The following is a 26,272-nucleotide window of genomic DNA, read 5'->3' as shown; positions in this document are numbered from 1 at the left end:
AGACCAAATGGCACATAAAAAAGCAGGCGGTTCATCCCGTAACGGGCGCGACTCTGATGGTCGTCGCCTTGGCGTCAAGAAATACGGTGGCGAAGCCGTGATTTCCGGCAATATCCTCGTGCGTCAGCGCGGCAACAAGTTCTGGCCGGGTCTGAACGTGGGTGAAGGCAAGGATCACACGCTGTTTGCCGTCGCGGAAGGCGCTGTAAAGTTCCACAAGGGCCTCAAGGGCCGCACCTTTGTTTCGGTTCTGCCAGTGGCGGAGGCCGCTGAATAAGCCGTCCTTAGGGTTTTTAGACTAGAGGGGATCGGCGAGACCGCCGGTCCCTTTTCGCTTTTGCGGGCTAGGGAGCGTGCTCGCTGGGTGACGACACTGCACAATTGCGCGAGCGTGCCGTTGTGCTTTGGCGGGGAGGGGCCATCTCTTGCCATGACTTTGGCGCTGATCGGAGGAGCAGGCGCATGAAATACGAAACGATTGTCAACCAACCGGTGATGCCGGCGGAACGGTTCGATCTGCGCCCTTTGCGGGTGTCGGATGCGGGGTTGATCGGGATGAATGCCGGGGATGAGCGCGTGGCGCGCTTTACCCGAAGCATCCCGCATCCCCTGCCACCGGGAGCCACGGAGGCGTTGATCACCCGGGCACAGGCCGAGGACCGGTCGGAGGATATCTGGGCGATCGACGGCACCAAGGCGGGCGGCTCTGAGGTGATGGGCCTCATCAGCCTTGAACGGGTGGATGACGGACAGTCCGAAATCGCCTATTGGGTGGCTCCGGCCTATTGGAATACAGGGGTGGCCTCGGCGGCGGTTGAGGCGCTCTTGACGGCCAATCCGCACCGGGCGCGCACGATCTTTGCCTCGGTGTTTCAGGACAATGCGGCCTCGGCACGGGTCTTGACGAATTGCGGGTTTCAGTATCTTGGAGATGCCGAAGCGTTCAGTGTTGCGCGTGGGGCCAAGGTTCTGACTTGGACCTATAGTAAAAAGATGATCTGAGGCCCCGCACTGGGCCTTTGCGATAAGGACAGACTATGAAATTTCTCGATCTCGCAAAGGTCTATATCCGCTCTGGCGGCGGCGGCGCGGGCAGCGTCAGCTTTCGCCGCGAAAAGTTCATTGAATTTGGCGGGCCGGATGGCGGCGACGGCGGCAATGGCGGTTCGGTCTGGGCCGAGGCCGTCGATGGGCTGAATACGCTGATTGATTTTCGCTATCAGCAGCACTTTTTTGCCAGAAGCGGCACGCCGGGCATGGGGCGCCAGCGCACCGGCGCGAGCGGGGATGACATCGTTTTGCGCGTGCCGGTGGGCACGGAAATCCTTGACGAGGACATGGAAACAGTCCTGGCCGACATGACCGAAATCGGGCAGCGCGTGCTTTTGGCCCAGGGCGGCAATGGGGGCTGGGGCAATCTGCATTTCAAAACCTCGACCAATCAGGCCCCGCGCCGCGCCAATCCCGGGCAAGAGGGGATCGAGCGCACGATCTGGTTGCGGCTCAAGCTGATTGCCGATGTCGGGCTTTTGGGTTTGCCCAATGCGGGAAAATCGACATTTCTTGCCGCCACGTCGAACGCGCGCCCCAAGATTGCCGATTATCCCTTTACCACGCTGCATCCCAATCTGGGGGTTGTGGGCGTGGATAATGTGGAATTCGTGGTGGCCGATATTCCGGGGCTGATCGAAGGCGCGTCTGAGGGGCGCGGACTTGGTGATCTTTTTCTGGGCCATGTCGAGCGGTGTGCGGTGCTGCTGCATCTGGTCGATGGCAGTTCAGGCGATCTTGTGGGCGATTATCAGACCATCATCACCGAACTTGAGGCCTATGGTGGGGGTTTGGCGGATAAGCCGCGTGTGGCGGTGTTGAACAAGATTGACACCTTGGATGATGAAGAGCGCGCGTTTCTGCGCGATGAGCTGGAGGCCGCCTGCGGCACGCCGGTGATGCTCATGTCTGGCGTGTCCGGTGAAGGCGTGACGGAGGTGCTGCGCGCGCTGCGCGAGCGCATCGACGCGGACCGCCTGCGCCACAAGGTGAGTGACGAGGACGAAGAAGACGCACCGTGGCAACCGTAACTGACGCAAAACGACTGGTGATCAAGATCGGCTCGGCCCTGTTGGTGGACCGGGTCGGTGGGGCCTTGCGGGCCGAATGGCTGGGCGCGCTGATCGAGGATGTCGTCTGGTTGCGGCAGCGCGGCACAGATGTGATCCTTGTCTCGTCTGGGTCTATTGCGCTTGGGCGTCGGGTGTTGAACCTGCCGCAGAGTGTGCTGACGCTGGAGCAGTCGCAGGCAGCCGCCGCCGTAGGGCAAATCCGGCTGGCGGGGGCCTATGATGCTGCCTTGGCCGCGCATGGGCTGACGGCGGCGCAGGTCTTGGTGACGCTCGAGGATAGCACCGACCGGCGGCGCTATCTCAATTCCCGGGCCACTCTGGAACAGCTTTTGCGCTTGGGGGCTGTGCCCATCGTCAATGAGAATGACACCGTGGCCACGGATGAAATCCGCTATGGCGATAATGATCGGCTGGCGGCGCAGGTTGCAGTGACGGCAGGTGCGGATCAGTTGATCCTGCTTAGCGATGTGGACGGGTTCTATACCGCCAACCCTGCGCAGGACCCGACCGCGCGACGGTTTGACACCGTGGCCCTGATCACGCCCGAAATCGAGGCGATGGCGGGTGACGCCGTATCGGGCCTGAGCAAGGGTGGCATGAAGACCAAGCTTTTGGCGGCCAAGACTGCCACGGCGGGGGGCTGCGTGATGGCGATCACGCAAGGCGATGTGCTGCATCCGGTGCGCGCGCTAAATGAGGGGGCCGCCGCGACATGGTTTCTGGCGCAAGGTGATCCGCAGCAAAAGCGCAAGGCGTGGATTGCCGCGATGAAGCCCAAGGGGCGGGTCATCGTTGATGAGGGCGCTGCGCGCGCTCTTACAGCGGGCAGCAGCCTGCTTGCCGCCGGTGTGACAGAGGTCTCGGGCCGGTTTGGCCGGGGCGATCCGGTTGAGGTGGCCGATGCGGCGGGGCGCGTGCTTGGCCAAGGGCTTACGCGCTATGATGCGGCGGATGCGGAGCGGATCAAGCGGCTGCGTTCGGATCAGATCGAGGCGGTGCTGGGGTATCCGGCGCGGGGGCCTTTGATGCATCGTGACGATATGGCATTCTGATAGCCCGGAGGGCGGACTATGAAAGACCAGACAGAGATTGCGGCGCTGATGGCCGAAATCGGGGCGCGGGCGCGTGCGGCATCTGCGGATTTGGCCATTGCAGATGCCGCGAGCAAGCGCGCAGCGTTAGAGGCGGCGGCAGAGGCGGTCTGGGCCGGGCGGGGCGAGATCCTGGCCGCCAATGCCCGCGATCTGGACTATGGTCGTGACAAGGGGCTGTCTCATGCGATGATGGACCGGCTGGCGCTGGATGAGGCACGTATTCAGGGTATTGTCGACGGGTTGCGTGCGGTTGCGGCGCAGGACGATCCAGTGGGCGAGGTTTTGGCGGAATGGGACCGGCCCACGGGCCTGCATATTCGCCGGGTGCGCACGCCTCTGGGGGTGGTCGGCGTGATCTATGAAAGCCGCCCGAATGTGACGGCGGATGCCGGTGCCCTCTGCGTGAAATCCGGCAATGCGGTGATCTTGCGCGGCGGGTCAGAAAGCTTTCACTCCTCGGGTGCGATCCATGCCTGTCTGGTCGCGGGATTGCGCGCGGCGGGCCTGCCAGAGGATGCGATTCAGCTTGTGCCGACGCGGGACCGCGCCGCGGTTGAGGCAATGTTGACCATGACCGACACGATTGATGTGATCATTCCGCGCGGCGGCAAGGGCCTTGTGGGCCTCGTGCAGCGTGACGCGCGGGTGCCGGTCTTTGCCCATCTTGAGGGGATCGTGCATATTTATCTCGATGCGGCGGCGGATGCGGCCAAGGCGCTTCGGGTTGTGCTCAATGCCAAGACCCGGCGCACCGGGATCTGCGGGGCGGCGGAATGTCTGCTTATTCATCGCGATATTGTCGACACCATCGGCCGGGATGTGATCCGCGCGCTGATCGAGGCCGGGGTCGAGGTGCGCGCCGATGCGGCGTTGCAGGGGATTGCGGGAACTGTGCCGGCCACGGACGAGGATTGGGGCCGCGAATACCTAGACAGTATCATCGCCGTCAAAGTTGTTGAAAACATTGATGATGCCATCGCGCATATCCGTCGCTACGGGTCGAACCATACCGAGTGCATCGTGACCGAAGCTGATGCGGCGGCGGCGCGTTTCTTTGCCCGGCTGGACAGTGCGATTCTGATGCGTAACGCCTCGACGCAATTTGCCGATGGGGGCGAATTCGGCATGGGCGCTGAAATTGGGATCGCCACCGGCAAGATGCATGCGCGCGGCCCGGTGGGGGCGGCGCAACTGACCAGTTTCAAATATCTGGTTGAGGGGGATGGAACCGTCAGAGCGTGACGCGAAACTCTGTGTCGGTGAGTTGGCGCTGAAGGGTTGCGCCCTGCGCCGCGAGGCAGTGATGCAAGAGCTGGAAATGCACCTGCGCCGGGGTGGGCCGGGGCCAAGGCCCCTCTGCGCAGAGCGCGCGCCAAAGATCCACATCCGGGGCAAGACGGGCCGCAGTGGCCACGATCTGCCATCCTCCAGGCGTTTGGCTGACGGCGAGTTGCCCGCCCTGCGGCAGGGCCTGTTCCACGCACAGCAAGCCAAGCAGCAGGATTTGCGCCATCGGGCGTGGCAGCGGAGCGGTGATCTGAAGGGTAAGCGTGATGCGCCCCCCCGCGTGCAGGGTGCCAAGAATGTCGCGCAGTTCTTCGGCCCGCGTGACGTGATCGTCCTCAGCCTGACCAAAGGCCAGCCGAAAGAGCCGCACCCGCGCCAAGGCCTGCGCTGCCGAGGCCGCGATTAGCGCCATTTCCGGCCCTTCCATAGTGCCGGACAGGCCCATCAACTCTAGCCCATTGCCGATCGCCCCCAGCGGGCTGACGAGATCATGGCAGATGCGCGAGGCTATCAAAGCGCCAAGAGCATGGGTATGTTGGGGCATGAGATGACTCCGGGACGGGATGCAGCATGACGGATATGAATTCGATACTTGAGCCAGGAATGCTGGTGCTGCATCCGCATAGGCCGGATTGGGGAACGGGGCAGGTGCAATCCAACATTGGCGGACGGATCACGGTTAACTTTCGCGAAGAGGGTAAAGTGGTGATTGATGGTAATCGCGTGGAACTGATACCTCTTCTTGATCCCTGATCGAGGTTAGCAAAAGGTTAACAACCGCCGAACCTTGCGACCAGTGGTATCGTTGCACTTGTTGGCGCTCTTGCCTAAAAGGCGGCGCAGACCCCAGAGACAAGGCCGATGATCGCAAGCGCCCCCAAGTTCCGTGTGAAGCTGGCCGATACGCCCGAGGAATTGCGCGCGGCTCAACGCTTGCGCTACGAGGTCTTTGTCGAGGAATTGGGCGGTGATGGGCCGCTGGTTGATCACGCGGCGCGGTTGGAACGCGACCGCTTTGATCCGTTCTTTGACCACCTGTTGTTGTTGGACGATGCGAATAATGCTGCCGTTGTCGGCGTTTACCGTCTGTTGCGTGACGATCTGGCCGCGCGCGCAGGCCAATTTTATTCCGAAGACGAATACGATCTGAGCGCGCTCAAGACCAGTGGTCGGCGGCTGATGGAATTGGGGCGGTCCTGTCTGGCGAAATCTTATCGCGGGGGACCGGGCATGTATCATCTCTGGAACGGTCTGGGCCGCTATGTGACGGATCATGGCATCGAGATCCTGTTTGGTGTGGCCAGTTTTCATGGAACAGATATCGCGCATCTGGCCCCGTCACTAAGTTTTCTGCATCAGCGACATTTGGCGCCTGAAACTCTGCGTGTGCGGGCGCGGGAGGGACATTTTCAGCGCATGGACCTGATTGCCGCGCGCGATCTAGATCGGCGCGCGGCGATGCGCCAAGTGCCCGCGCTGATCAAGGCCTATCTGCGATTGGGGGGCTATGTTGGCGATGGCGCTTTTGTGGACCATCAGTTCAATACGACCGATGTCTGCCTGATTCTCGATACAGACCGTCTGAGTGAGAAGCAGAAAAACATTTATCAACAGAGTATTACGTCTTGAAGTTCAGGTGGCAGTCCGAGGTGCCGCCCCCTGAGTTCACGCTGACACCCGGCGGGTGGTTGCGCGTGGGCCTGCGGGGGCTGGGTATGGCGCTGGTGATTCTGGTGGGCGTGGTCTTCGCGGTCGCATTGCGGCTGGTCGAGCGGCCCTTGTATGGCGTGCACCGTCCGTGGACGCCCTATGTGACGCAATGGGTGTGTTGGGCGGTGTTTCGCGTGCTGGGCATGCGGCATGAGGTGGTGGGCACGCCGATGCATGTGCCCGGTGCGGTGGTGGCCAACCACGTCTCTTGGCTGGATATTTTCGCGCTCAATGCCTGTAAGCGGGTGTATTTCGTGTCAAAATCCGAGGTGGCGGGTTGGCCCGGCATCGGGCATTTGGCGCGGCTGGTGGGCACGGTTTTCATCACCCGCGATCCGAAAGAAGCCAAGGCGCAGACCGAGATTTTTGAAGAGCGCCTGTTGGCGGGCCACAAGCTTTTGTTTTTTCCAGAGGGAAGCTCTACCGATGGGATGCGCGTTATCCCTTTTAAATCAACGCTCTTTCAGGCGTTCTTTAGCAAACGGCTAGAGCATTCAATCCACGTTCAGCCGGTTTCGGTGATCTATCAGGCCCCCGTGGGTCAAGATGCCCGTTTCTATGGCTGGTGGGGAGATATGGATTTTGGCACGCATCTTTTGCGTGTTTTGGCGGTGCGGCCTCAGGGCCGGGTGCGTGTGGTCTATCACGCCCCGGCGCGTGTCGATTCCTTTGCGGACCGCAAGGCGCTGGCCGCTTGGGCCGAGGCGCAGGTGCGCAGCGGCATGCCAGAGGCGCGCCGGGGGCAAGAGTGACGAGGTTCAGCCCATCGCGGCGATGAAGCGGCCAAGGGCGGCAACCGGGTCCTCTTCGCGCCAGATTTCTTCGCCAAAGGCCAGAAAATCCGCCATAGGCGTCAGTTGCGCCACCAACGCCAGATCAAGCGCGCCTTCGGCCACGACCGGCAGTTCGATCACCTTGGACCACCAGTCGAACACATCCATATCAACCTGCGCGCCGTCGTCTAGCGGGGTGGCCCCCACGGGACCAAAGCTGATGTAATCAGCGCCTGCCTCGCCTGCGTTCATACCGTCATGGCGGGATGTGCCGCAGAAACAGCCGACAATCGCATCCTCGCCCAATTCCTTGCGCGCGGCGCGCACCGAGCGTCCGGCATCGGGAAGATGCACACCGTCCAACCCATGCCGCTCGACCAGCATCAAGTGGCTCTCGATGACCAAGGCCACGTCACGGGCATGTGTCACCTCACGACAGGCATCGGCCGCACGCGCGATGCGATCCTCGTCACGGCTGGCAAGGGCCAAACGCACGCAGGCGACGGGATGACTGTCGAGCACGCGGGCCAATGTGTCGGGAAAGACGCTCAGCTCGAATTCGGGCGGGGTGATGAGGTAAATCTGTGGCTGCTCGGTCTCGGCCATTGGGGCGCTCCTGATGGATTTTTGCCCCTATACCGTGGAAAAGCGGCTTTGACCATTGGGCAGGTCGGGCTTCCTCTTGGGTCAGATGCAAACCGTCTCACTCTGGTTCAGGGCTGCGGGGAACGCCCGGGCGCAATTGCCCCTAGCAACCCCTCTGGCGGGTCTCTATCTTGAGCGCACGAGAAAAAGGGGCAGTTCTTGGCGATTGCAGGTTTGGCAGACGGGGTGGTGCGCAGCATCGAAGGCTTGGGCGACCGGGTTGGGCAGGCATTGTTCGAGCCGGTGATCCGCGTCGGTGTGACGGGCCTTGCGCGCGCTGGCAAGACGGTGTTCATCACCTCTCTCATCGCCAATCTGATGGACCGGGGGCGGATGCCCGGCCTTTTGGCGCAGGGCGAGGGGCGGATTCTGGCGGCCTATCTGCAGCCGCAGCCCGATGTGACCTTGCCGCGTTTTGACTATGAGTCGCATTTGGCCGCGCTGACCGGCCCGGAACCGCATTGGCCCGAGAGCACGCGCACCGTGTCCGAGCTTCGGCTGTCGCTGCGCGTGCGGCCTGCGGGGCTTTTGTCGGGGGTCACGGGGCCTCGGGTGATCCATCTTGATATCGTGGATTATCCCGGCGAGTGGCTGCTGGATCTGGCTTTGTTGGACAAAAGCTATGAGGAATGGGCCGCCGAGGTGCTGGCGCGGATCGGGGCGCGCAGCGAGGCGGCTGCCTATCTCGCACAGGTGACAGAGGTGGATACGGCGGCACCCCTTGATGAGCCATTGGCGCAGGCTTTGGCCGCTGGCTTTACCGCTTATTTGCATGCGGCGCGTGCCGCTGGTTTCTATGATTGCACGCCGGGGCGATTCATTTTGCCGGGGGATCTTGCAGGATCGCCGGTGGTCACCTTCGCGCCCCTGCCTGAGGGCAAGGCGGGCCGGGGCAGCCTGCGCGCCGAGATGGCACGGCGCTATGACGCCTATAAGCGTGAGGTCGTAAAGCCGTTTTTTCGCGATCACTTTGCCAAGATCGACCGGCAGGTGGTTTTGGTGGATGCGCTTGATGCCATCCACAAGGGGCCGCAGGCGGTCGAGGATATGCGCCGGGCGATGGCGGATATCCTGAGCGCGTTTCGGCCGGGCCGCAATGCGTTCCTGACACAGTTGTTCTTGGGGCGGCGCGTAGAGCGCATTCTCTTTGCCGCGACCAAGGCGGATCACCTGCATCATGCGCAGCATGGGCGACTGACGGGGATCATGGCGGCCCTCTTGCGTGAGGCGCGGGACAGGGCCGAGTTTGCCGGGGCCACGACGCAGGCAATGGCCTTGGCCGCATTGCGCGCCACGGTCGAGGAACGGGTAAGCCACAATGGCGAGATGCTCGACTGTGTCCGTGGACGGCTGCTCGAGACCGGGCGGCAGGCGGCGTTTTATGCAGGCGATCTGCCGGATGATCCGGGACAACTCTTGGCCCCGGCACGGGCGGGGGCCAAGGAGTGGTTGGGGCGGGACTATCAGGTGATGCGGTTTGCGCCTGCTCCGCTCAACCTGCGGCCCGGCGAGGGCCCGCCGCATATTCGGCTGGACCGGGCGGCGCAGTTCCTGTTGGGGGACAAGCTATGAAGACGGCGCGTGGGCGGCTTTGGCATTTGCCGCGTCTTGCCATGATCCTTTGGGCGTTTACGCGTGCCACGCCATGGTTGCCAAGGGTGCGCAGTCACTGGGACGATCTTCGCGCGCTGGCACGGGTCATCCGTTGGGGATGGGTGCGCGTGATCCGCGAGCAGGGCCGTGTTGCCGGATTTCTGGTGCGCGACGGCGATATCCTGCACGCGCTCTATGTCCATCCGGTGCTGCGTGGGCAGGGGTTTGGCCGGGCACTTTTGGCCGAAGCCAAGGCCGAAGCGGGCGTGCTGCGCCTTTGGGTGGTCGAGGCCAATGCCGCCGCCCGAGCATTCTATGCGCGCCAAGGATTCGTCGAGGCGGCGCGCAGTGCGGGTCTGGGAAATGATGAAGGGCTGCCGGATATCCTGATGGTCTGGCGTGGCGAGGGAGTGAGCGCGTGAGCGTTGATAAGGCCAAGGGCCCGGTATTGATTGAGATGGAGGAGCGTGCCGCCGAGGGACCGGACCGCGCGCCGCCTGTGCCCGATCTGGTTGAGCGGCCAGACGGGCGGGCGATGCGGGCGGTGATCACGCGCGGTGCGGCGGGGCCGTCTTGGCTGGGCCGGCTGTTTTGGGGTTTGGCGCTTGGGCTGATGGGGGCCGCCTTATCGGTGGCGGCATGGGATTTCGCAGTTGGATTGATCGCTCGGGTGCCGGTGCTGGGCTATGGCGTCGCGGCGATGGGCGTGGGCCTTTTGCTGGTGGCAGCGATGATCGGGCTGCGCGAGATGGCAGGATTTGCCCGGTTGGGGCGGCTCGATACCCTGCGGCGCGCGGCCGCTGCGGCGCTGACCGGAGGCGATCTGGAGGCGGCGCGAGCGGTCGTGGCGCGGCTGCGCGCGCTTTACGCCGCGCGCCCCGAGGCGGCTTGGGGGCTTGAGCGGCTTGCAGAACAGCAGGCGGATCAGTTCGACGCCGAGGCGCTGTTGGGGCTGGCGGAGGCCGAGGTTCTGGCCCCTCTTGATGCGCTCGCGTTGCGCGAGGTCGAGACTGCGGCGCGGCAGGTGGCAATGATTACGGCTTTGGTGCCGCTGGCCTTGGCCGATGTGGTGGGGGCGCTTGTCTCTAATCTGCGCATGATCCGGGCAGTGGCCGAGATATATGGCGGACGGGCGGGGTTTCTTGGCAGTTGGCGCTTGGCCCGTGCGGTGATGGCGCATCTTTTGGCCACCGGGGCTGTGGCGGTGGGGGATGACCTGATCAGCAGTGTGGCTGGGGGCGGCGTGCTGTCAAAGGTGTCGCGACGGTTTGGCGAAGGCTTGGTCAATGGTGCGCTGACAGCGCGGGTGGGCGTGGCTGCGATCGAGGTGTGTCGCCCATTGCCGTTTCAGCGCGGGCGCAGGCCCTCGGTGACAGGTGTCGTGCGTCGGGCACTGACTGGCCTGTTTGGGCAGGGGTGATCCATGGACGCGCTGGCAGTTGTCATCGGGCTTGGGATACTGGCGCTCCTCGTGATCGGGGTGCCCTATCTCTTGGTGTCGCATGCGCGGCTCAAGGCGCGGGTGGCGCGGCTTGAGGCGGGGTTGGGACAAACGACGCCAGAAGTTGTGACAGAGACTGTGGGTGCGCCTGTGGTCGAGGACCGGGCCGGACCCTGGGCAAGCGCATCTGTTGTTGCGCCTCAGACCGAGCCGACGGACACACCGCCGCGCGCCTTTGTGCTGCGGGCGGACAGGCTTGGGGCACTGATGGCGTGGCTGAGGGCCAATTGGGCCTTGGCCGTTGCGGGTGTCTCGCTGGCCTTGGCGGGCGTCTTCATGGTGCAATACGGCGTCGAGCAAGGGGTGCTTACGCCGTTTTGGCGGGTAATGGGCGCGCTGGCGCTTGGTGCCGCGCTGATTGCAGCGGGCGAGCGGCTGCGGCGGCGCTATGGCGACGAAGCGGCGGGCGCGGTCACGGGCCTGCCCTCGGTTCTGTCGGGGGCGGGGGTGATCGCGCTTTTTGCAGGCGTTTTGGCGGCGCGGGGCCTTTATGATCTTATCGGGCCGGGCATGGCCTTGGCGGGGCTGATAGGTGTTGGGGCCGGGGCGGTTGTACTTGGCTGGTTCCATGGGCCGGTGCTGACGGCGCTCGGCTTGATCGGCGCAGGTGTGGCACCGTTCCTGGTGGGCGGACAGTCTGATACGCCGGGGGTGTTTTACGGCTTCTACGCGCTGCTTGCAGTCGTCGGGCTGGCAGTGGATGCCGCGCGCCGTTGGGCATGGATTTCAGTCTTGGCATTGATGGTCAGCATGGGCGGTGCAACGCTGCTATATCTGGGGGAGGCTGGAGCGCTGCTGTATCTGGCGTTCTGGGCCGGGCTGGTTGTTTTGACGCTGCTGGTGCCCGAGGCGCGGATGATACCCCAGCACGCGGGAAATTCGCTGCTGCGACGCGTCATGGCTGGGGGCGCATATCCTGATTTTCCGGTGCGGCTGGTCTGGGCCGTGGTGGTATTGGCAAGCCTTGCTGCGCTGATGCTGGCGCGTGACGCGGGCGAGGCGCTGGTGGTCTGGGGCGCACTGAGCCTGCTTGCGGGATTGCTGGCGGCATTGACCCTTGGCACGCGGCGGGCTGAGGCGCTGGAGGATTTGCCACTGGTTCCGGCTTTGGCGGCGCTGGTGCTGGTGACGCTCGAAGGTTTTGGGAAGGGGCCGGTCTCGTCGGGGTTCATGGCCGGGATCGAGCGCTTGCCCGAATCCCCGATGCCCATGGCGGCGAGTGTCATTCTGGCGGGCGGGGCGGTGGCCTCGGTCGTTTTTGCCTTTCGCGCCCGATATGCGGCGGGGACGGTGCCGGTGATCCTGTGGAGCCTTGGGGCGGCGGTGATGGCGCCGGGGCTGGCGCTGATCCTTGAGCTGCTTTGGACCCCGGCCATGGTGATCGGTGCCTATGGTTGGGCTTTGCAGGTGATGGCCCTGGCGGGGCTCATGGTGGTGTTTGCGGTGCGGGCACGGGGATCTGAGGCCCGGTTGGTGGCAGCGGTATTCGCTGGGGCAGCGCTGGTGCTGATCACGCTGGCCCTTTTTGTGATGCTGAGCCAGGCGGCGTTGACGCTGGCGCTTGGGGTGATGGTGCTGGCGACGGCGCTGATTGATCGGCGGTTCAATCTGCCGCTCTTGGGCGGGGTGGCGCAGGTGGGCGTTGCGGTGATCGGCTACCGTTTGGTGATTGATCCCGGTCTCTCTTGGGCGGTGCGCGAGGCGGGCTTGGGGGATGTGTTGCTGTCGCATCTGGGGCCGCTGATATTGCTTGGGGCGGCATGGTTTGTCATGGCGGCGCGGGCCGGTGGCACGACGCGGGTGGTGATTGAAAGCGCCGTTTGGAGCATCACGGCGATCGTGCTCAGCGTGCTTTTGCAGCGTTGGCTGGGGGGGCCGGGGGCGATGGGCCATGCGGGTCTGGGCCTGACGGCGGTGGTGTGGCTGGCCTCTGCCATGGTGCAACTCTGGCGTTTGCGCGCGGGCGGGCGCGTGGTGCGATGGCTGCGGCTGGCTCTGGCGGCGGCTATGGGCGCGGTGGCGCTCGTGACGCTGGTGGCGCAGGCGCTGTTGACCAATCCGCTTGTGCCGGTGCTCTGGCGCAAGGAGTTCGTGAGCGGGCCGCTGATCCTTGATACATTGGCCGCCGCCTATTTGCCCGTTGCCTTGGTTTTTGCCTTGGCCGCGTGGAAACTGGATCATCTGCCACGTTTGCTGCGGCAGGTCTTTGTCGTGGCGGGCGCGGGCTATGGCGCGTGGTATCTCGGGCTTGAAATCCGGCGGCTTTGGCAGGGGGATGATTTGAGCGTGCCGGGGGTTAGCGATGGTGAGCTATACAGCTACACGGTCGCGCTCATTCTGGTCTCGGTGCTGCTTTTGATCCTTGCATTGCTGCAACGGTCCGAGACGCTGCGGCGGGTGGCGATGGCCGGGGTCGCGTTGACCGTGGCCAAGGTGTTTCTGGTCGACATGGCAGGATTGGCGGGGCTGGTGCGGGTGGCATCGTTCCTTGGGCTTGGCCTGTCTCTGGCGGGGCTGGCCTGGCTCAACCGGCGGATTGCCGAGCATATGGGGCGCGGGGCAGCTTAGCCCTGAGCGGCGCGCCATGCCGCCCAAGCCTCGGGTGTGTCAAGGTCGGTTGTGGCATGCTGACGGGGCAAGGGAACGGGCGTCACGGGATGCGCGCGCAAGAGGTCACGCGCGCCAGTGTCGCCGGTGATCTGGGCTAAGTCTGGCAGAAGGCGCGCGGGCAGAATAACCGGATGGCCGGGGGTGCCATCCGCATCGCATGCCCGAAAGATATGTTCACAATCATTTACTTGCAGCATGATCTTCATGTCATCTGCGGTCAGGTCCGGCAGGTCGGGGAGCAAGACCATGAGGGCTGTGACCCCTTCGGCCATTGCCCATGTCGCCCCCGCGCGCAATGAGGCGGACATGCCGGTTGCGGCATCAGGCACAGGCAGGAGAGTGGCATCTAAACCCTTTAACGCCGTGCGGCGTGCATGCCCCTCTGGTGGCAGGGTTACGGCAACGTCGCATCCGGTGCCAAGCGCAAGCGTCACGCGGTCTCGCAGAAGCGGTTGGCCACGCACCATTTCCAAGAGCTTGTCCGTCCCCCGCATCCGCGAAGATGCCCCGGCCGCGGGCACGAGAATCGCCACAGCCCCCATCAGCGGATCAGGTTCATCCGCAGGCTGAGCTTGCGGCGGTACTCCTGCGGCAGATGGCGGTTGAGCCGGCGATTGATCAGGCCAAAGACACCGATCACAACCAGCGTGAGCAAGATGAAATAGCCGGCAAGAATGGGGTAGGGCACGAAGGGGTTAAAGGTCTTGTCCGCGAAATACTTGGCGTAATACAGCGCATCGCCGCGCTGTTGCCAGACCGGAAAGCCCGAAAAGAACACCAGCGTGGTGGCGTGAAAGAGAAAGATCGCCTCATTGGTATAGGCGGGCCATGCCAGCCGCAGCATGGTGGGCCAGATGATCCGGCGAAAGCGGGGCCAGCCGGAAAACCCGTAGGCATCCGCCGCCTCGACATCGCCCTTGGGAATGGAGCGGAGCGCGCCATAGAAAATCTCGCCGGAATAGGCTGCGGTGTTGAGGAAAAGCACGATCAACGCCCCGAGCCACGCCGAGGTCAGAATGTCAAAGAAGGGTGAGACGGATTTGAGCGATAGAAAGAAGAAATAGGCAAAGAAGAACTGGATAAAGAGCGGCGATCCGCGAAAGACAAAGATGAACCATTCCGACAGCTTGCGGATCACGCGGTTGCGAGAGCCTTTGCCAAGGGCCACGGCAGTGGCAAGGATGAAGCCGCTGATGAGCGCGAAGAACCCGAAATAGACATTCCAGATCAGGCCAGAACCGATGAGGGTGAATTGCTGGCATAGGGTGAAATCGCTTTGTGGCAGAAGGCGTTCCCCAATACCAATGGCGCGCAGTCCGTAGGCTTGAATGGTCTCAAGGCAGCTCATGCCGCTTTCCTTTGCGCTTCACCGCCGGTGGTGGCCTGCCCCAGAGTGAGGCGCTGCATCAGGCGTTCCAGCACCACTTCGGAGATGCGGGTAAAGCCAAGGTAAAACACCATCAGCCCGAGAAAATACCACATCCGCCAGTCGCCATGCGGGTATTCCGTAAAGCGCGGGTTGGCGGTGGCACCGAGTTCGCGCGCCCAATAGACGATATCCTCGACCCCCAAGAGAAAGAGCAACGGCGTGGCTTTGATCAGCACCATCCAGAGATTGCCAAGGCCGGGCAGGGCGTAAACCCACATCTGCGGCACCATGATCCGCCAAAACGCCTGACGCCGGGTCATGCCATAGGCCTCTGCGGTTTCCATCTGGGCGCGCGGCACGGCACGCATCGCGCCAAAGAGCACGTTGGCGGCAAAAGCACCAAACACAATGGCAAAGGTCAGCACTGCAAGGGTGAAGCCGTAGGTTTCATGCACCCATTGTGGCGCGGTCCCTAGTGGCAGTTTGGCGGCCTGACAGACCACGAAATCATTGCCTTGACGGATCGGTTGATCCCAGTCAGGGCAGAGGATTTGATGCCGCGCCCATTCAAACGCTTGGTCAAGAGCGATGACAAAAAAGAGGAAGAACGCGATGTCGGGCACGCCGCGCACGATTGCGATATAGGCTTTGCCGAGCCAGCGGACCGGGGCGATATGTGCCCGCGCGGCCATGGCCCCGCCAAAGCCAAAGGCGAGGGCCGCAGGTGCCGTGATCGCCAGCAGCAACAGCACAGTGCCCACCGCATAGTAAAGTTGCAGGTGTTTGGACGTGGTGAGATAACAGCTCAGCCACGCAAGCCCGTCGAGATTGGCCGGATCGGAGCAAAAGGCAAACATCGCATTCAGCCTTGTTGGAGGGGGCGGGGCCGCATCGGACCCCGCCGGTCGGTCAACCTCAGAAGGTCAGGCCGATTTCCCATTTCTCGATGAGCGCGTTCAGGCTGCCGTCGTCCTTCATGGATTGGATGGCGGCGTCGAGTTTGCCTTTGAGTTCGGTGTCGCTTTCGCGCAGGCCAAGGCCGATGCCGCCGCCGATCATCACCATCTCTTCAAGCAGTTCGAGCCCTGCATCCTCTTCTGCCACGGGCAAAAGGAAGGCGCGGTCGGCCAGCACGGCATCTGCTTCGCCATTGCGCACGGCGGCGATGGATTCTTCGGGCGTGGCATATTCCACCAGCGTGGCACCGCTGCTGGCAACGTAGGACGCCTGAATGGTGCCCGACTGGGCCGCGATGACGCCGGATTTCACATCGACATCCGCCGACGGGGCAAGATAGGCCGAGGGATCGGGCAGGGTGTAGTTCTGGGTAAAGTCGATGACCTGATCGCGTTCTTCGGTAATCGACATGCCTGCGATGATCACGTCATAGTTGCCCGACACAAGGTTGGGAATAATGCTGTCCCAGTCATTCGTGACCCATTCGCAGGTCAGTTTGGCGCGCTTGCACAGCTCATCGCCCAACTCGCGCTCGAACCCGTCAACTTCGCCTTTGTCGTTGATGAAGTTATACGGAGGGTAGGCGCCTTCGGTGCCCAGCCGAACGGTGTCGGCCATGGCAAATCCAGCCGAGAGGGCCAGTGCGGCGGTGGTGAGTAGTAGTTTCTTCATGGTTTTCTCCCTTTGAGTGGTGGTCTTGCCTCAGCCGCCAGTGGTGGAACTGAGGAATTGTTGCAGGCGCGTCGATTTCGGCGCGCCAAAGAGGGTGTCGGGCGGACCCTGTTCTTCGATCAGCCCTTGGTGCAGGAACACGACATGGTCGCTGACATCAGCGGCCATCTTCATATCATGGGTGACGATCATCATGGTGCGGCCCTCATTGGCCAGATCCTTGATGACGCGGATCACCTCTTGCTCCAGCTCTGGGTCAAGCGCGGAGGTGGGTTCGTCAAACAAGAGCGCCTCCGGCTCCATGCAGAGGGCACGGGCGATCGCTGCGCGTTGTTGTTGACCGCCGGACAATTGCGCCGGGTAAACATCGCATTTGTCGCCAATACCCACCTTGTCGAGATATTTGCGCGCGGCGGCCTCAACCTCGTGCCGATCCCGGCCCAAGACCGTAACGGGTGCCTCCATCACGTTCTGCAGGATCGTGAGATGCGCCCAGAGATTGAATTGCTGAAACACCATGCTGAGATTGGTGCGGATGCGCAGCACTTGTTTGGGGTCAGCGGGGTGGCGCGCCAAGCCTGCGCCCTTCCACTGAACCGGCTCGCCCTTGAAGAGGATGTCGCCCTGTTGGCTATCTTCAAGCAGGTTGGCGCAGCGCAGGATGGTCGATTTACCAGAGCCCGAAGACCCAATGAGCGACACAACATCGCCGCGATGGGCGGCAATATCGACCCCCTTGATCACCTCAAGCGCGCCATAAGCCTTGTGCAGGTTGCGTATCTCGATAACCGGGGGCGTGTCTGACAAGGGGTGCTTCCGTTTTGGTGCGGTTTTGACGGCTTTATGACAATAGGGCCGAAAAAATGGGCCGATGCAACTTGCAAAACGGGCGATTGGGGGGCGGTTTGTGCGATTTGACGCGCCGTCAGCTCAATTCGGAGGCGTGAGTGGCGGGGGCGGCGCAGGATTGGGCGGGGCCAAATAATCCTCGGCGGCAATATAGGTCACGCCCTTTAACCCAAGGGTTGCGCGCGCCGCCGCAGGCAGCGCCATGATTGCTGCCTCAAGGGCGTCGCGCAGTGCGTCTGCATCGCGCCCGAGCGCGGTAATGTAGGGCAGCGCCGGGGTAGGATCGGTATGGGCCAACTCGCGCAACCCCGTCGTGAAGGGATCATGTGCCTGCATCAGGTGCCAACTCAGCACATCGAGCGCGGCAATATCGGCGCGCCCTTCGGCCACGGCCATAGCCGAGGCGCGATGCGCGCCGGTGTGGACGGGCGTGGTAAAGGAAAATCCACGCGCGGCGGCCCAGTTCTGTGGCGCGGCCCAACCCGATTGCGACAGACCGTCGTTATAGGCCAGACGCGCGGTGGCGAACGCCTCGGGATGGGTGCGTGGATCATCTGCCCGCGCGACAAATACGCTATGGTAATATCCCGGTGGGCAGCTTGGCAGGTCAAGCACGGGACTGGCCACCAGCGTTACATGCCCGTGCAGCCGCGCACGGTAGGGATAGCCGCAGGTTTGCGACAAAAGCAGATCAGGGCTACGCCAGTGATCCCAGAGGTTACCGTCCCGGGTGAGGGTCTCTGGCCCGTCGCCCAAGGCTGCACGCATGGCGTTCCAGAGGGCATCGTTGCACGCCGCCGTCTCGGGGCGGTCATACATGGGTAGGCTGACGATCACGTGCTGCCCATGACGCGCTGACGGGCGCGCGCGCTTTCCTGATCGGTGATGCCCAAGAGGCTGGCCACGAGACGCAAGAGCGCGTCCTCATCGGCCTCTCGCACCCCATCGGCCAAGGCCACTTGCCAGAGCGCTTCGATCACACCAAGGCGATCCTCATGTGGCACCGCGTCCTTGATGGCGCGCGTGAAGCGCACGGTGTCGGGGGCTTCGCTCTCAAGCGTTTCGGCCTCTTGGCGCAGGGCTTCGGCCTCTGACTGAGGCAGGTCGTAGCGGGCAGAGATGATGCGCGTGATGCGGATGATCTCAGCGGCGGAATAATCTCCATCGGTGCGCGCAACGCGCACGAGGAGGGCACAGAGCGCCAGACGGGCATCACCGCCGGTCAGGGGCTCGGGGGCTGGTTGGATCAGCCGTTTGAGGAAATCTGCGAACATGCCATAGGTATAGGGTGCCAACCGCGACGCGCCAATGGGGAATTACTGCGCCTCGGCCAAGGCGCGGGCGGCGTCACTATCGGCATGGCTCAGGCCCATCGCCTCTCGCGCGGCGTCTATCACCTGCAACTCTTCTGGCTGGCTTGCGCCGTCGGACAGCACCACTTCCCACAGCGCCTCGAGCGCACCAAGGCGAGCCTCGAGGCTGACGGTCTCGCGGATGATGTGGCCAAAGCGATCCGTATCGGGGGCTGCGTGCTCAATCCGTTCCGAGACTGCGCGCATCTTGGCCGCCTCAACCGGGCCAAGCCCATAAATGCGCGCCAACAGACGATCTATCCGCTTGATTTCGGCCAATTCGTAATGGTGATCGGATTTCGCGACACGCACCATCAAGGCGGCCAAGGCAAGTTTCTCATCCGGCTCTGGCAGGGGGCCGGGTTTTGACGCAGAGAAGCTGTGTAGAAGGCGATTCAACATACCCAAAGTTTACGCGCCAAAGCAGCGCGCCCCAAGCAAATTTTTATGGGCTGCCCAAATGGCGTCACAGTTGTTCCGCAGAAAGCGCACTTTCGGCGCGCAGAGATAGCGCATTGTTTTTTCGCGATAGTTACGGAGCCGATGATGCCGCAAGCCAGTCCGTTTGATTGGTCCGCAAGCCCTGTTGCCGAGCAAATCGAGTATTTGCGTGGCCTGGCGCCAGAGTCGTTTCATCAGGCGCTCATCGAGTATGACTGGGCGCTTGCGCCTGAGCCTGTCTTGGGCTGGGCCATGGCACAACGGGGTATTGACCTGTGCACAGCGCTTTCCGTTTTTTTCAACGGCGATCCGGGGCGGTTCAATTACATGCCAAAGCCACATGTGCCAGAGCCATATCGCGGCGTGGCACGGGTGCTGGATAATATCTGTTTGCGGGTCAACAGTGGATTTTACCTGATTTATCCCGGTAAACTCCCGTGTTGCCAGCACCGGCTCTCGAAGTGGCTGAGCTACCAGCAGGCGGACCGCGACGAAGGGCGGCGGGGGCGATGGATGCTGGATGAGCGTATTCTGGAACCGATGCTACAGGATGATCTGCGCTTGCCGCGCGATCAGGCCCCGGTGAACAAGCCGCGCCCGAGCCTCTGGCGCGATTTGCTGAGCCCACTCATCGGGCTGGGGGTGGATCGCGACGTTCTGAAATACAAAGACCGTTTGTGACACGCGCCCTCAGAGCTTGCGCACTTTCAATCGCGTGATGCGGTTGTCCTTGCGGGCCATGACCTGAAACCGGAAGCCGTGAAAGATAAAGACCTGATCCACCTTGGGGATCATCTGCGCCTCATGGATCACAAGCCCTGCGACGGTATTGGCGGCCTCGTCGGGGAGGTTCCAGTCGTTGGCGCGGTTGAGGTCGCGGATGGTCATCGCCCCATCGACGAGAAACTGATTGTCTTCGGTCCGGCGCACGGGATGTTCGGCATCCGGGTCGAATTCATCGGTGATCTCGCCGACGATTTCCTCCAGAATATCCTCGAGCGTGATCAGACCCTGAAGCGTGCCGTATTCATCAACCACCATGGCGAAATGGCTGCGCATCCGCAGAAATTGGCGCATCTGGTCGTCGAGCGTTGTGGTTTCAGGCACGAAATAGGGTTTGCGCGCGATACTGCATACGTCGAAATTCTTGAGCGCGGCCGCGCCATCCTGCGATTCTGTCACCAGTTTGTGCATGGCGCGCAACAGATCCTTGGCGTGCACCACGCCGATGATGTTGTCAGGGTCGTCGCGATAAAGCGGTAAGCGGGTGTGGTTGCTCTTGAGGCATTGATCGAGAATCGCGTCAGGCTCTGCTTCGGCGTCGATCATCTCGATCCGCGAGCGATGCAGCATGATTTCCTCGACGGCACGTTCGCCGAGGTCGAGCGCGCCAAGGATACGGTCGCGGTCTTCCTTTTCCACCACCCCTTCGGATTGCCCAAGGTAAAGCGCACCAGCGATTTCCTCGCGCACGGCCAGAATGTGGCTGTCAGGATCGGTTTGCACGCCAAAAAGCGCCAGAACCCGGCGCACGAACCAACGCACGGCGGTGACGATCGGGGAAAAGATCTTGATCACCCAGACGATGATGGGCGCGGTGCGCGCAGCGGCGGCCTCGGCATTGGTGATGGCATAGGTCTTGGGCAGGACTTCGGCAAAGACCAGCACGAGCAGGGTCATCACCAGCGTGGCAAGGGCAACACCGCTCTCGCCAAAGAGGCGGGTAAAGAGCGCTGTGGCCAGCGACGCGGCCAGAATGTTCACCATGTTGTTGCCAAGCAGAACCGAGCCGATGAGCCGCTCGTTATCCTCGGTGATCCGCAGCGCCGTTTCCGCCCCGCGCGAGCCCTTTTCCGCCTGCGCCCGAAGTTTCCCGCGGGAGGCGGCAGTAAGCGCAGTTTCGCTGCCCGAGAAATAGGCAGACATGACCAGCAGGGTGACGATCGCACCGCAGGTGATCCAAAATGTCAGGTCGGTTGCGCTTGACGCGGCTTCCATCTCTTTGCAGTCCCTTTTAATTTATTGGGTTATGGGGTGTCCGTCCCCTGCATTCAAGGGAGCATGGGCCATGCGGATCATGGATTTGGGAGAGTTGTTTGGTCCTGTGCTGATTTTCGGTGGGCCCTATTCTAATTTGCAGGCGACGCAGGCGTTGCTGGCATGGGCAGATGCACATCACTTTCCACCGGAGCGCCGGATTTGTACGGGCGATGTCGTGGCCTATTGTGCGAACCCTGCCGAAACGGTGGCCCTTATTCGTGCGGCGGAGTGTCCTGTGCTTGCGGGCAATTGTGAGCGACAGTTGGCGCGCAATGAACTGGACTGTGGCTGTGGCTTTGGCGCGGGCACGCAATGCGATCTTTTATCAGCGGGGTGGTATCGTCACGCCGACCGATTCAGTGGGGCTGCGGATCGGGGCTGGATGGAGACGCTGCCAGATCTCATCCTGTTCACCCATGCTGGTCGGCGTGCGGCCGTGATCCATGGCGGTCTGAGGGATGTCAGCCGATTCGTCTGGCCGGTGTCGGATGAGGCGGTTTTTCTTGAGGAAATATCACATATTCAAGAGGTTGCAGGCCATATTGATTATGTTTTTTCAGGCCATTCCGGGGTGATGTTTCAGCGACGTATCGGCGCGGTGGACTGGATTAATGCGGGGGCAATCGGCATGCCGCCCCATGATGGACGGGTTGAGACCGGATTTGCCGTACTGGACGCGCACGTGACCTTTCATCGTCTCGCCTATGATTATCTGGGCGCGCAGGCTGCGATGCGGGCGGCGGGGCTGGTGCAGGGCTATGATACGGCCCTTACGACCGGCTATTGGCCATCCGAGGAGGTTTTGCCCCCGGTCTTGCGCCGGGCGGCCTGTGCCAACGGGTGATGCTCTTGCACAAGCGCCTGAAGGCGGGCTTCAAGCACATGGGTATAAATCTCGGTTGTGGCGACATCGGCATGACCAAGAAGCGTCTGGATCACGCGTAAATCGGCACCGTTGGCCAAAAGATGCGTGGCAAAGGCATGGCGCAGGGTATGCGGCGTGACCTTGTCGGGATCAACATGAGCTTTGACAGATATTTCTTTGATAAGGTTGTAAAATCTATGGCGCGTGAGATGTCCGGAGGCACCCCCTGAGGCGAAGAGATAGGGGGAGGATTGCACGCCTTTGGCGCGGCGCGCGCTCTCTTCGGCATCGCGAATCGCGAGCCAGTCGCTGAGGGCTGCGCGCGCGGGCGGCGAGAGTGGCACCATGCGTTCCTTGCCGCCTTTGCCGCGCACCAAAATCATGCGTGGATCGCCCCGCGCGGCACCAAGTGGCAAGGACACCAGCTCGCTGACGCGCATGCCCGTGGCATAGAGCAGCGCCACAAGGCAGGCGTTGCGGCTGCGCTCCGACGCTGTGCGCCCATGAGCGGGGGCCATGTCGAGCAAGCGGCTGACCTCTTCTTCGCTGAGGGTCTTGGGCAGGCGCTGTGCCTTACCCGGCCCTTTGATGCGAATGGCGGGGTTATCCGCGCGCAACCGCTCATCAAAGGCAAAGCGGTAAAGCTGACGAATCGCCGAGAGCCTGCGCGCCCGCGTGGCCCGCGCGAGGCCCTGTGCATCGCAGAAGACAAGATAGCGATCAATGTCAGGCTGAGTGAGAGTTTGCAGCGCAAGCCCTTGATTTTCAACCCATTCGGAAAAGTCTTTGAGATCCCGTGCATAGGCGAGCAGCGTGTTTTTTGCGGCCCCAAGCTCGGCGGCCTGCGCCTCGAGAAAGAGATCGATCCAGCGCGCGGCCTCGGTCACCCGCGTGGGTCCAACAGCAGCAATTGTAAAGCCGCGCGGCGGGCGGTGTCCTCAAGCCCCAAGGTGCGCAGCGTGGCAATTGCCCCTGGCAGTGCATCGCGCGCCCGGTCGCCATGGCCGATCTGTCGCGCAGCGGCCAGAATCGCCTCGCCCAGTCGTCCGGCGTCGATCAGCGCCTGATGATCTGCCGGCGGGGCGCTGTTGGCGAATCCTGCGGCGATCGCACTTTGGAGTGAGGTGCGCGCCGCTTCGGCCGATGGGGCACCACGGGCGGTATCAATCAGGAACTGTTGATCCGACGAGGGCGAGGACAGCCGCGCAGAAGCAGTTTCATACTGCTCTGATAAAAGCATGATTTCAAAGACTTGCGAGGCGATGTTTTGCGGGATTTCCGCAGCATCAAGGCGCTCTGCAAAAAGCTCGGCAAAGATCACCTCTAGCCGTTGGTCGCGCGCGGCGCGCCAGGCTCTTGGCAAGGCTTCGACAAGGTCTTGCGATGCTCCTTCGCTTAGCGCCTGATCGAGCGCCTGAATTGCCGCAACCCGATCCCAGACGCCGCCTGAGGCAGCCGGGCGGCGATCTGTATAAAGGCCCAAAAGGCGCGAGGCAGGCACGGCACCTGTGCGCGCTAGACGTTCTGCCGCCTCGATTTCGGCCTTCCAGCCGGAATTGCCGCGCAAATCAGCCATGGCGAAGGCGCGCGGCAGATTATGGGTTGGGAGGGCGGTGCCGATAGCCTCAAACAGCCGAAATTGCAGCGCTGTAAGGGATTGGGGTGGTTCCGGCGGTTCGGTTTCCTCGATCAATTCGGGATCAAGGTAGAGTGCCAGAAGAGTGGCATCGGTTTCGGAGAGTGTGCCGAGGGCGGTCGCGCTGTGATAGGTGAGCGCGGCGGTGTTCCAGTCGCCACTGCGGGCGGCGCAGTAGATACGCGCGCCGATATCCGACGTCAGACGCGGCTTGCGGCTGAGCATGGCGCAGGCGGGGTCCTCTTGTCCGAGCAGAAGAGAGAGGTCAAACCATTGATCAAAAAGTGATTTCGTCATGGGTCCGGCCCGCTCTGCCATGGCCTGTGCGGGTTCTATCGCGCCAAAGCTGCGCAGCGCCTTGAGGCGTGCTTGCAGGAATGCGGCATCTGATCCGGCATCAAGAGGGGCATTCGCCTCGGCCAGCAGCAGGGTGTAATAGAGCGCCTGAATGGCAGGCAAGGGTTCGGATTCTAGATGTGACAGGGCACGTAAAAGCGTTGAAGTTGTGCTTTTTTCCCAAAGGGTTACTGGCAAGCCTGTGGTGGTGCTGGGCAGTAGGCCAACAGCATCCGCACGCGGTGCGTCCAGCGCGGTGACGGTCACGTTCGGTACGGTGACGGTATTCGCGGAGGGCGGTTCCGAGAATGAAGGGCGCGGTACGGTCGTGACGGCTGCGGTGCTGGCCTCATCCAACCACTCAATCGCAGAAAGCGGTTGCTGCGCGAGGGCGGCACCCGTCGTGGTCAATCCAAGGAAAACTACCGTGCTAATCCGTCTCAAGAATGATGTCCTGCCGAATCTCGGTCTGGTCAGGTGAGAAATCCGCGCCAAAGAATGGCCCGATATAGGCATAGGCCACTAAGGCAATGAAGCCTAGAATAGCCAGATAAATCAGCCACTTGATCAATCGCAGCATGTTATCCCCTGCCTGAATTGCCCGTTCTTTTTCCCAAGTTATAACTGGCCTTTTGCGCAAGATCACGTCATTGAGTGAAAAACTTTGTGAATGGGCAAGGGAGCGCCGAAAGTGTCGGGCAAAGGGCACTGGACATTGGGCAAGACGGTTGTGCTGGTGGGCATGATGGGGGCGGGCAAGACGGCGGTGGGCAAGGCGCTGGCGGCCCGGATTGGCGTGCCGTTTCTCGATTCGGATGCCGAGATCGAGAAGGCCGCGAATATGGCGATTTCCGAGATATTTCAAAGGGATGGCGAGACGTTCTTTCGGGCGCGGGAGACCGAGGTGATCGACCGTTTGCTGGATGGGCCGAGAGCGATCCTGTCCACGGGTGGGGGCGCGTTTTTGGCGGAGCGCAACCGGGATCTTGTGGCGCGCAAGGGGGTTTCGGTCTGGCTCGATGCTGATCTTCCGCTTTTGTGGTCTCGGGTAAAAGGAAAGAATACCAGGCCCTTACTGCGCACAGCTCATCCATATGAGACGCTTGCGGATATCTATAATGCCCGTGTGCCGATCTATGAGTTGGCAGAGATCCGGGTGCGGGCGCGGCCGGAGTACAGTGTCGAGGCAATGGCCGAGCAAGTTCTTAACGCGCTTAGCGCGCGCACGGACGTATTGGAGTGGGTGGAATGACCGAAATCGTGCATGTGGGCCTGCCGGGACGGGAGTATGATATTCACATCGGGCCGGGTCTGTTGGGGCAGTCCGGGGCGCTGATTGCACCGCTGTTGCGGCGTCCGCGTGTGGCGATTGTGACCGATGAGACGGTGGGGCCATTGCACTTAGCAACGCTTTGCAACGGATTGGAAAAGAACGGTATTTCTTCGGTTTCGCTGACGCTTCCGGCGGGGGAGGCGACCAAATCCTGGCCGCATTTCGAGCGGGTGGTCGAATGGTTGCTGGAGGAAAAGGTTGAGCGCAATGACGTGGTGGTCGCCTTTGGCGGTGGCGTGATTGGTGATCTGGTCGGGTTCGCGGCGGCGGTGCTGCGGCGGGGCGTACGCTTTGTTCAGGTTCCGACGAGTTTGCTGGCGCAGGTCGACAGTTCTGTGGGGGGCAAGACCGGGATCAACGCGCCGCAGGGCAAGAACCTGATCGGAGCGTTTCACCAACCAAGCCTTGTTTTGGCGGATATCGAGGTGTTGGGAACGCTGACGGAACGCGATTATCTGGCTGGATATGGCGAGGTGGCCAAATACGGATTGCTTGGAGATAGTGAATTCTTTCAGTGGCTTGAAGGCAATGCTTCACGTGCCGCAGCGGGTGATATGGCAGCGCGACTTTATCTTGTGACGCGGTCGGTTGAGATGAAAGCCGAGATTGTGACGCGCGATGAGACCGAGCAAGGTGACAGGGCCTTGCTTAATCTGGGTCATACATTTTGTCATGCTTTGGAGTCTGCCACACAGTATGATGGGTCGCGGCTCTTGCATGGGGAGGGGGTTGCGATTGGTTGCGCGCTTGCGTTCGAGGTGTCGGCGCGGCTTGGCCTGTGTTCGCAGGAAGACCCAAGCCGAGTGCGGGCGCATCTGCGCGACATGAAGATGAAGGTTGATCTTTCTGATATTGCAGGAGATTTGCCAGATGCCGATGGGCTGATTGCGCTTATGGGGCAGGATAAAAAGGTTGTTGATGGCAAGCTGCGGTTCATCCTTGCGCGCGGGATCGGTGAGGCGTTCATCACCTCGGACGTGCCGCCGGATGTTGTGCGCGACGTGCTGCGCGAGGCGCTGCGCGGGCCGGGGTGACCCTTACGGACCTTACAAATCGTAAGCTGATTTTGTAAGGTCCGCTGTTACT

Annotated in this window: 30 protein-coding genes; 16 read left to right on the top strand and 14 right to left on the bottom strand. The window is 62.1% G+C overall.

Features of this window, described 5'->3' with window-relative positions:
• The first annotated feature begins 7 nt into the window (after positions 1 to 7).
• The 5 genes from rpmA to RAK1035_RS15795 all read left to right on the top strand — a co-directional run bounded on the left by rpmA (position 8) and on the right by RAK1035_RS15795 (position 4,459).
• The gene (gene rpmA / locus RAK1035_RS15815; RefSeq protein ID WP_008281135.1) at positions 8 to 277 is read left to right on the top strand and encodes a 50S ribosomal protein L27; all 270 of its coding nucleotides are present in this window, start codon (positions 8 to 10) and stop codon (positions 275 to 277) included.
• A gap of 185 nt (positions 278 to 462) precedes the next feature.
• Positions 463 to 1,002, top strand: coding sequence for a GNAT family N-acetyltransferase (locus RAK1035_RS15810; RefSeq protein WP_008281134.1), 540 nt, complete (start codon positions 463 to 465; stop codon positions 1,000 to 1,002).
• A gap of 35 nt (positions 1,003 to 1,037) precedes the next feature.
• On the top strand, positions 1,038 to 2,081 hold the full coding sequence (gene obgE, locus RAK1035_RS15805) for a GTPase ObgE (RefSeq protein WP_008281133.1): 1,044 nt from the start codon (positions 1,038 to 1,040) through the stop codon (positions 2,079 to 2,081).
• A complete protein-coding gene (proB, locus tag RAK1035_RS15800; RefSeq protein ID WP_037297675.1) occupies positions 2,069 to 3,175 on the top strand; it encodes a glutamate 5-kinase in 1,107 nt (368 codons plus the stop codon). Before obgE ends, proB begins: the two co-directional genes overlap by 13 nt.
• 18 nt (positions 3,176 to 3,193) lie before the next feature.
• On the top strand, positions 3,194 to 4,459 hold the full coding sequence (locus tag RAK1035_RS15795) for a glutamate-5-semialdehyde dehydrogenase (RefSeq protein WP_008281131.1): 1,266 nt from the start codon (positions 3,194 to 3,196) through the stop codon (positions 4,457 to 4,459).
• Here RAK1035_RS15795 and RAK1035_RS15790 read toward each other — a convergent pair.
• The gene (locus tag RAK1035_RS15790; RefSeq protein WP_008281130.1) at positions 4,449 to 5,048 is read right to left on the bottom strand and encodes a histidine phosphotransferase family protein; all 600 of its coding nucleotides are present in this window, start codon (positions 5,046 to 5,048) and stop codon (positions 4,449 to 4,451) included. The genes RAK1035_RS15795 and RAK1035_RS15790 overlap by 11 nt on opposite strands.
• Positions 5,049 to 5,074: 26 nt before the next feature.
• Between RAK1035_RS15790 and RAK1035_RS15785 the strand changes: the two genes are divergently transcribed.
• The 3 genes from RAK1035_RS15785 (at position 5,075) to RAK1035_RS15775 (ending at position 6,966) form a co-directional block, all read left to right on the top strand.
• On the top strand, positions 5,075 to 5,257 hold the full coding sequence (locus RAK1035_RS15785) for a DUF3553 domain-containing protein (RefSeq protein WP_008281129.1): 183 nt from the start codon (positions 5,075 to 5,077) through the stop codon (positions 5,255 to 5,257).
• A 108-nt stretch (positions 5,258 to 5,365) separates the two neighbouring features.
• Entirely contained in the window at positions 5,366 to 6,133 is a 768-nt protein-coding gene (locus tag RAK1035_RS15780) for a GNAT family N-acetyltransferase (RefSeq protein WP_008281128.1), read from the top strand.
• Positions 6,130 to 6,966 (top strand): lysophospholipid acyltransferase family protein, encoded by an 837-nt coding sequence (locus RAK1035_RS15775; RefSeq protein WP_050775753.1) that lies wholly within the window; start codon positions 6,130 to 6,132, stop codon positions 6,964 to 6,966. The genes RAK1035_RS15780 and RAK1035_RS15775 overlap by 4 nt, the downstream gene beginning before the upstream one ends.
• 6 nt (positions 6,967 to 6,972) lie before the next feature.
• On the opposite strand, the gene RAK1035_RS15770 is transcribed toward RAK1035_RS15775, so the two are convergent.
• A complete protein-coding gene (locus RAK1035_RS15770; protein ID WP_008281126.1) occupies positions 6,973 to 7,593 on the bottom strand; it encodes a thiamine phosphate synthase in 621 nt (206 codons plus the stop codon).
• A 198-nt stretch (positions 7,594 to 7,791) separates the two neighbouring features.
• Here RAK1035_RS15770 and RAK1035_RS15765 point away from each other — a divergent pair, with 198 nt between their 5' ends.
• From RAK1035_RS15765 to RAK1035_RS15750, 4 genes are read left to right on the top strand one after another with little or no spacing between them, the layout of a single operon-like run.
• The gene (locus RAK1035_RS15765; RefSeq protein WP_008281125.1) at positions 7,792 to 9,204 is read left to right on the top strand and encodes a YcjX family protein; all 1,413 of its coding nucleotides are present in this window, start codon (positions 7,792 to 7,794) and stop codon (positions 9,202 to 9,204) included.
• A complete protein-coding gene (locus RAK1035_RS15760) occupies positions 9,201 to 9,647 on the top strand; it encodes a GNAT family N-acetyltransferase (protein ID WP_008281124.1) in 447 nt (148 codons plus the stop codon). The genes RAK1035_RS15765 and RAK1035_RS15760 overlap by 4 nt, the downstream gene beginning before the upstream one ends.
• Positions 9,644 to 10,645: a YcjF family protein gene (locus RAK1035_RS15755; RefSeq protein WP_008281123.1), complete on the top strand. Its 1,002-nt coding sequence runs from the start codon at positions 9,644 to 9,646 to the stop codon at positions 10,643 to 10,645. Before RAK1035_RS15760 ends, RAK1035_RS15755 begins: the two co-directional genes overlap by 4 nt.
• Before the next feature lie 3 nt (positions 10,646 to 10,648).
• Entirely contained in the window at positions 10,649 to 13,294 is a 2,646-nt protein-coding gene (locus tag RAK1035_RS15750) for a DUF2339 domain-containing protein (protein ID WP_008281122.1), read from the top strand.
• Here RAK1035_RS15750 and RAK1035_RS15745 read toward each other — a convergent pair.
• From RAK1035_RS15745 to RAK1035_RS15710, 8 genes are all read right to left on the bottom strand, one after another.
• Positions 13,291 to 13,878 carry a nucleotidyltransferase family protein gene (locus RAK1035_RS15745; RefSeq protein WP_008281121.1) on the bottom strand — a complete coding sequence of 196 codons (588 nt, stop codon included), beginning with the start codon at positions 13,876 to 13,878 and terminating at the stop codon, positions 13,291 to 13,293. The genes RAK1035_RS15750 and RAK1035_RS15745 overlap by 4 nt on opposite strands.
• The gene (locus tag RAK1035_RS15740; RefSeq protein ID WP_008281120.1) at positions 13,878 to 14,684 is read right to left on the bottom strand and encodes an ABC transporter permease; all 807 of its coding nucleotides are present in this window, start codon (positions 14,682 to 14,684) and stop codon (positions 13,878 to 13,880) included. Before RAK1035_RS15740 ends, RAK1035_RS15745 begins: the two co-directional genes overlap by 1 nt.
• Complete coding sequence (locus RAK1035_RS15735) at positions 14,681 to 15,562, bottom strand: ABC transporter permease (RefSeq protein WP_008281119.1); 882 nt, start codon at positions 15,560 to 15,562, stop codon at positions 14,681 to 14,683. Before RAK1035_RS15735 ends, RAK1035_RS15740 begins: the two co-directional genes overlap by 4 nt.
• Before the next feature lie 58 nt (positions 15,563 to 15,620).
• On the bottom strand, positions 15,621 to 16,334 hold the full coding sequence (locus RAK1035_RS15730) for a transporter substrate-binding domain-containing protein (protein ID WP_037297673.1): 714 nt from the start codon (positions 16,332 to 16,334) through the stop codon (positions 15,621 to 15,623).
• A gap of 30 nt (positions 16,335 to 16,364) precedes the next feature.
• The gene (locus tag RAK1035_RS15725; RefSeq protein ID WP_008281116.1) at positions 16,365 to 17,141 is read right to left on the bottom strand and encodes an ABC transporter ATP-binding protein; all 777 of its coding nucleotides are present in this window, start codon (positions 17,139 to 17,141) and stop codon (positions 16,365 to 16,367) included.
• 123 nt (positions 17,142 to 17,264) lie between these two features.
• Complete coding sequence (locus RAK1035_RS15720) at positions 17,265 to 18,020, bottom strand: phosphate/phosphite/phosphonate ABC transporter substrate-binding protein (protein WP_037297670.1); 756 nt, start codon at positions 18,018 to 18,020, stop codon at positions 17,265 to 17,267.
• Entirely contained in the window at positions 18,017 to 18,457 is a 441-nt protein-coding gene (locus tag RAK1035_RS15715) for a TerB family tellurite resistance protein (protein ID WP_037297668.1), read from the bottom strand. Before RAK1035_RS15715 ends, RAK1035_RS15720 begins: the two co-directional genes overlap by 4 nt.
• 42 nt (positions 18,458 to 18,499) lie before the next feature.
• Positions 18,500 to 18,937 (bottom strand): TerB family tellurite resistance protein, encoded by a 438-nt coding sequence (locus tag RAK1035_RS15710; protein WP_008281113.1) that lies wholly within the window; start codon positions 18,935 to 18,937, stop codon positions 18,500 to 18,502.
• A 144-nt stretch (positions 18,938 to 19,081) separates the two neighbouring features.
• Here RAK1035_RS15710 and RAK1035_RS15705 point away from each other — a divergent pair, with 144 nt between their 5' ends.
• Complete coding sequence (locus tag RAK1035_RS15705) at positions 19,082 to 19,657, top strand: hypothetical protein (RefSeq protein ID WP_112303101.1); 576 nt, start codon at positions 19,082 to 19,084, stop codon at positions 19,655 to 19,657.
• 9 nt (positions 19,658 to 19,666) lie between these two features.
• On the opposite strand, the gene RAK1035_RS15700 is transcribed toward RAK1035_RS15705, so the two are convergent.
• Positions 19,667 to 20,974: an HlyC/CorC family transporter gene (locus tag RAK1035_RS15700; protein WP_008281110.1), complete on the bottom strand. Its 1,308-nt coding sequence runs from the start codon at positions 20,972 to 20,974 to the stop codon at positions 19,667 to 19,669.
• Positions 20,975 to 21,044: 70 nt separating this feature from the next.
• Between RAK1035_RS15700 and RAK1035_RS15695 the strand changes: the two genes are divergently transcribed.
• Entirely contained in the window at positions 21,045 to 21,860 is an 816-nt protein-coding gene (locus tag RAK1035_RS15695; protein WP_037297665.1) for a metallophosphoesterase family protein, read from the top strand.
• Here the strand turns inward: RAK1035_RS15695 and RAK1035_RS15690 are convergent.
• The 3 genes from RAK1035_RS15690 to RAK1035_RS20420 are packed head-to-tail and all read right to left on the bottom strand — an operon-like array spanning position 21,797 to position 24,433.
• Entirely contained in the window at positions 21,797 to 22,768 is a 972-nt protein-coding gene (locus RAK1035_RS15690) for a site-specific tyrosine recombinase XerD (protein WP_008281108.1), read from the bottom strand. The two genes, RAK1035_RS15695 and RAK1035_RS15690, sit on opposite strands and share 64 nt — an antisense overlap.
• Positions 22,765 to 24,297, bottom strand: coding sequence for a hypothetical protein (locus RAK1035_RS15685; protein ID WP_037297663.1), 1,533 nt, complete (start codon positions 24,295 to 24,297; stop codon positions 22,765 to 22,767). Before RAK1035_RS15685 ends, RAK1035_RS15690 begins: the two co-directional genes overlap by 4 nt.
• Entirely contained in the window at positions 24,284 to 24,433 is a 150-nt protein-coding gene (locus RAK1035_RS20420; RefSeq protein ID WP_008281106.1) for a hypothetical protein, read from the bottom strand. The genes RAK1035_RS15685 and RAK1035_RS20420 overlap by 14 nt, the downstream gene beginning before the upstream one ends.
• Before the next feature lie 90 nt (positions 24,434 to 24,523).
• Between RAK1035_RS20420 and RAK1035_RS15680 the strand changes: the two genes are divergently transcribed.
• Positions 24,524 to 25,105 (top strand): shikimate kinase, encoded by a 582-nt coding sequence (locus RAK1035_RS15680; protein WP_008281105.1) that lies wholly within the window; start codon positions 24,524 to 24,526, stop codon positions 25,103 to 25,105.
• Entirely contained in the window at positions 25,102 to 26,220 is a 1,119-nt protein-coding gene (gene aroB / locus RAK1035_RS15675; RefSeq protein WP_008281104.1) for a 3-dehydroquinate synthase, read from the top strand. Before RAK1035_RS15680 ends, aroB begins: the two co-directional genes overlap by 4 nt.
• Positions 26,221 to 26,272: the final 52 nt, after the last annotated feature.

It is taken from the genome of Roseovarius sp. AK1035 (assembly GCF_003288315.1).
GTDB lineage: Bacteria > Pseudomonadota > Alphaproteobacteria > Rhodobacterales > Rhodobacteraceae > Roseovarius > Roseovarius mucosus_A.
Note: the sequence above shows the minus strand (reverse complement) of the source record. Positions and strands in the feature narration are given on the sequence as shown.

Excerpts from the sequence above, each read along its gene's own strand:
- rpmA (WP_008281135.1), top strand. The coding sequence starts at position 8 with ATGGCACATAAAAAAGCAGGCGGTTCATCCCGTAACGGGCGCGACTCT.
- RAK1035_RS15760 (WP_008281124.1), top strand. The coding sequence starts at position 9,201 with ATGAAGACGGCGCGTGGGCGGCTTTGGCATTTGCCGCGTCTTGCCATG.
- RAK1035_RS15750 (WP_008281122.1), top strand. The coding sequence starts at position 10,649 with ATGGACGCGCTGGCAGTTGTCATCGGGCTTGGGATACTGGCGCTCCTC.
- RAK1035_RS15745 (WP_008281121.1), bottom strand. The coding sequence starts at position 13,878 with ATGGGGGCTGTGGCGATTCTCGTGCCCGCGGCCGGGGCATCTTCGCGG.
- RAK1035_RS15730 (WP_037297673.1), bottom strand. The coding sequence starts at position 16,334 with ATGAAGAAACTACTACTCACCACCGCCGCACTGGCCCTCTCGGCTGGA.
- RAK1035_RS15710 (WP_008281113.1), bottom strand. The coding sequence starts at position 18,937 with ATGTTGAATCGCCTTCTACACAGCTTCTCTGCGTCAAAACCCGGCCCC.
- RAK1035_RS15735 (WP_008281119.1), bottom strand. The coding sequence starts at position 15,562 with ATGTTTGCCTTTTGCTCCGATCCGGCCAATCTCGACGGGCTTGCGTGG.
- obgE (WP_008281133.1), top strand. The coding sequence starts at position 1,038 with ATGAAATTTCTCGATCTCGCAAAGGTCTATATCCGCTCTGGCGGCGGC.
- RAK1035_RS15810 (WP_008281134.1), top strand. The coding sequence starts at position 463 with ATGAAATACGAAACGATTGTCAACCAACCGGTGATGCCGGCGGAACGG.
- RAK1035_RS15780 (WP_008281128.1), top strand. The coding sequence starts at position 5,366 with ATGATCGCAAGCGCCCCCAAGTTCCGTGTGAAGCTGGCCGATACGCCC.
- RAK1035_RS20420 (WP_008281106.1), bottom strand. The coding sequence starts at position 24,433 with ATGCTGCGATTGATCAAGTGGCTGATTTATCTGGCTATTCTAGGCTTC.
- RAK1035_RS15705 (WP_112303101.1), top strand. The coding sequence starts at position 19,082 with ATGCCGCAAGCCAGTCCGTTTGATTGGTCCGCAAGCCCTGTTGCCGAG.
- RAK1035_RS15700 (WP_008281110.1), bottom strand. The coding sequence starts at position 20,974 with ATGGAAGCCGCGTCAAGCGCAACCGACCTGACATTTTGGATCACCTGC.
- RAK1035_RS15715 (WP_037297668.1), bottom strand. The coding sequence starts at position 18,457 with ATGTTCGCAGATTTCCTCAAACGGCTGATCCAACCAGCCCCCGAGCCC.
- RAK1035_RS15790 (WP_008281130.1), bottom strand. The coding sequence starts at position 5,048 with ATGCCCCAACATACCCATGCTCTTGGCGCTTTGATAGCCTCGCGCATC.
- RAK1035_RS15680 (WP_008281105.1), top strand. The coding sequence starts at position 24,524 with ATGGGCAAGGGAGCGCCGAAAGTGTCGGGCAAAGGGCACTGGACATTG.
- RAK1035_RS15695 (WP_037297665.1), top strand. The coding sequence starts at position 21,045 with ATGCGGATCATGGATTTGGGAGAGTTGTTTGGTCCTGTGCTGATTTTC.
- RAK1035_RS15770 (WP_008281126.1), bottom strand. The coding sequence starts at position 7,593 with ATGGCCGAGACCGAGCAGCCACAGATTTACCTCATCACCCCGCCCGAA.
- RAK1035_RS15740 (WP_008281120.1), bottom strand. The coding sequence starts at position 14,684 with ATGAGCTGCCTTGAGACCATTCAAGCCTACGGACTGCGCGCCATTGGT.
- aroB (WP_008281104.1), top strand. The coding sequence starts at position 25,102 with ATGACCGAAATCGTGCATGTGGGCCTGCCGGGACGGGAGTATGATATT.
- RAK1035_RS15785 (WP_008281129.1), top strand. The coding sequence starts at position 5,075 with ATGACGGATATGAATTCGATACTTGAGCCAGGAATGCTGGTGCTGCAT.
- RAK1035_RS15795 (WP_008281131.1), top strand. The coding sequence starts at position 3,194 with ATGAAAGACCAGACAGAGATTGCGGCGCTGATGGCCGAAATCGGGGCG.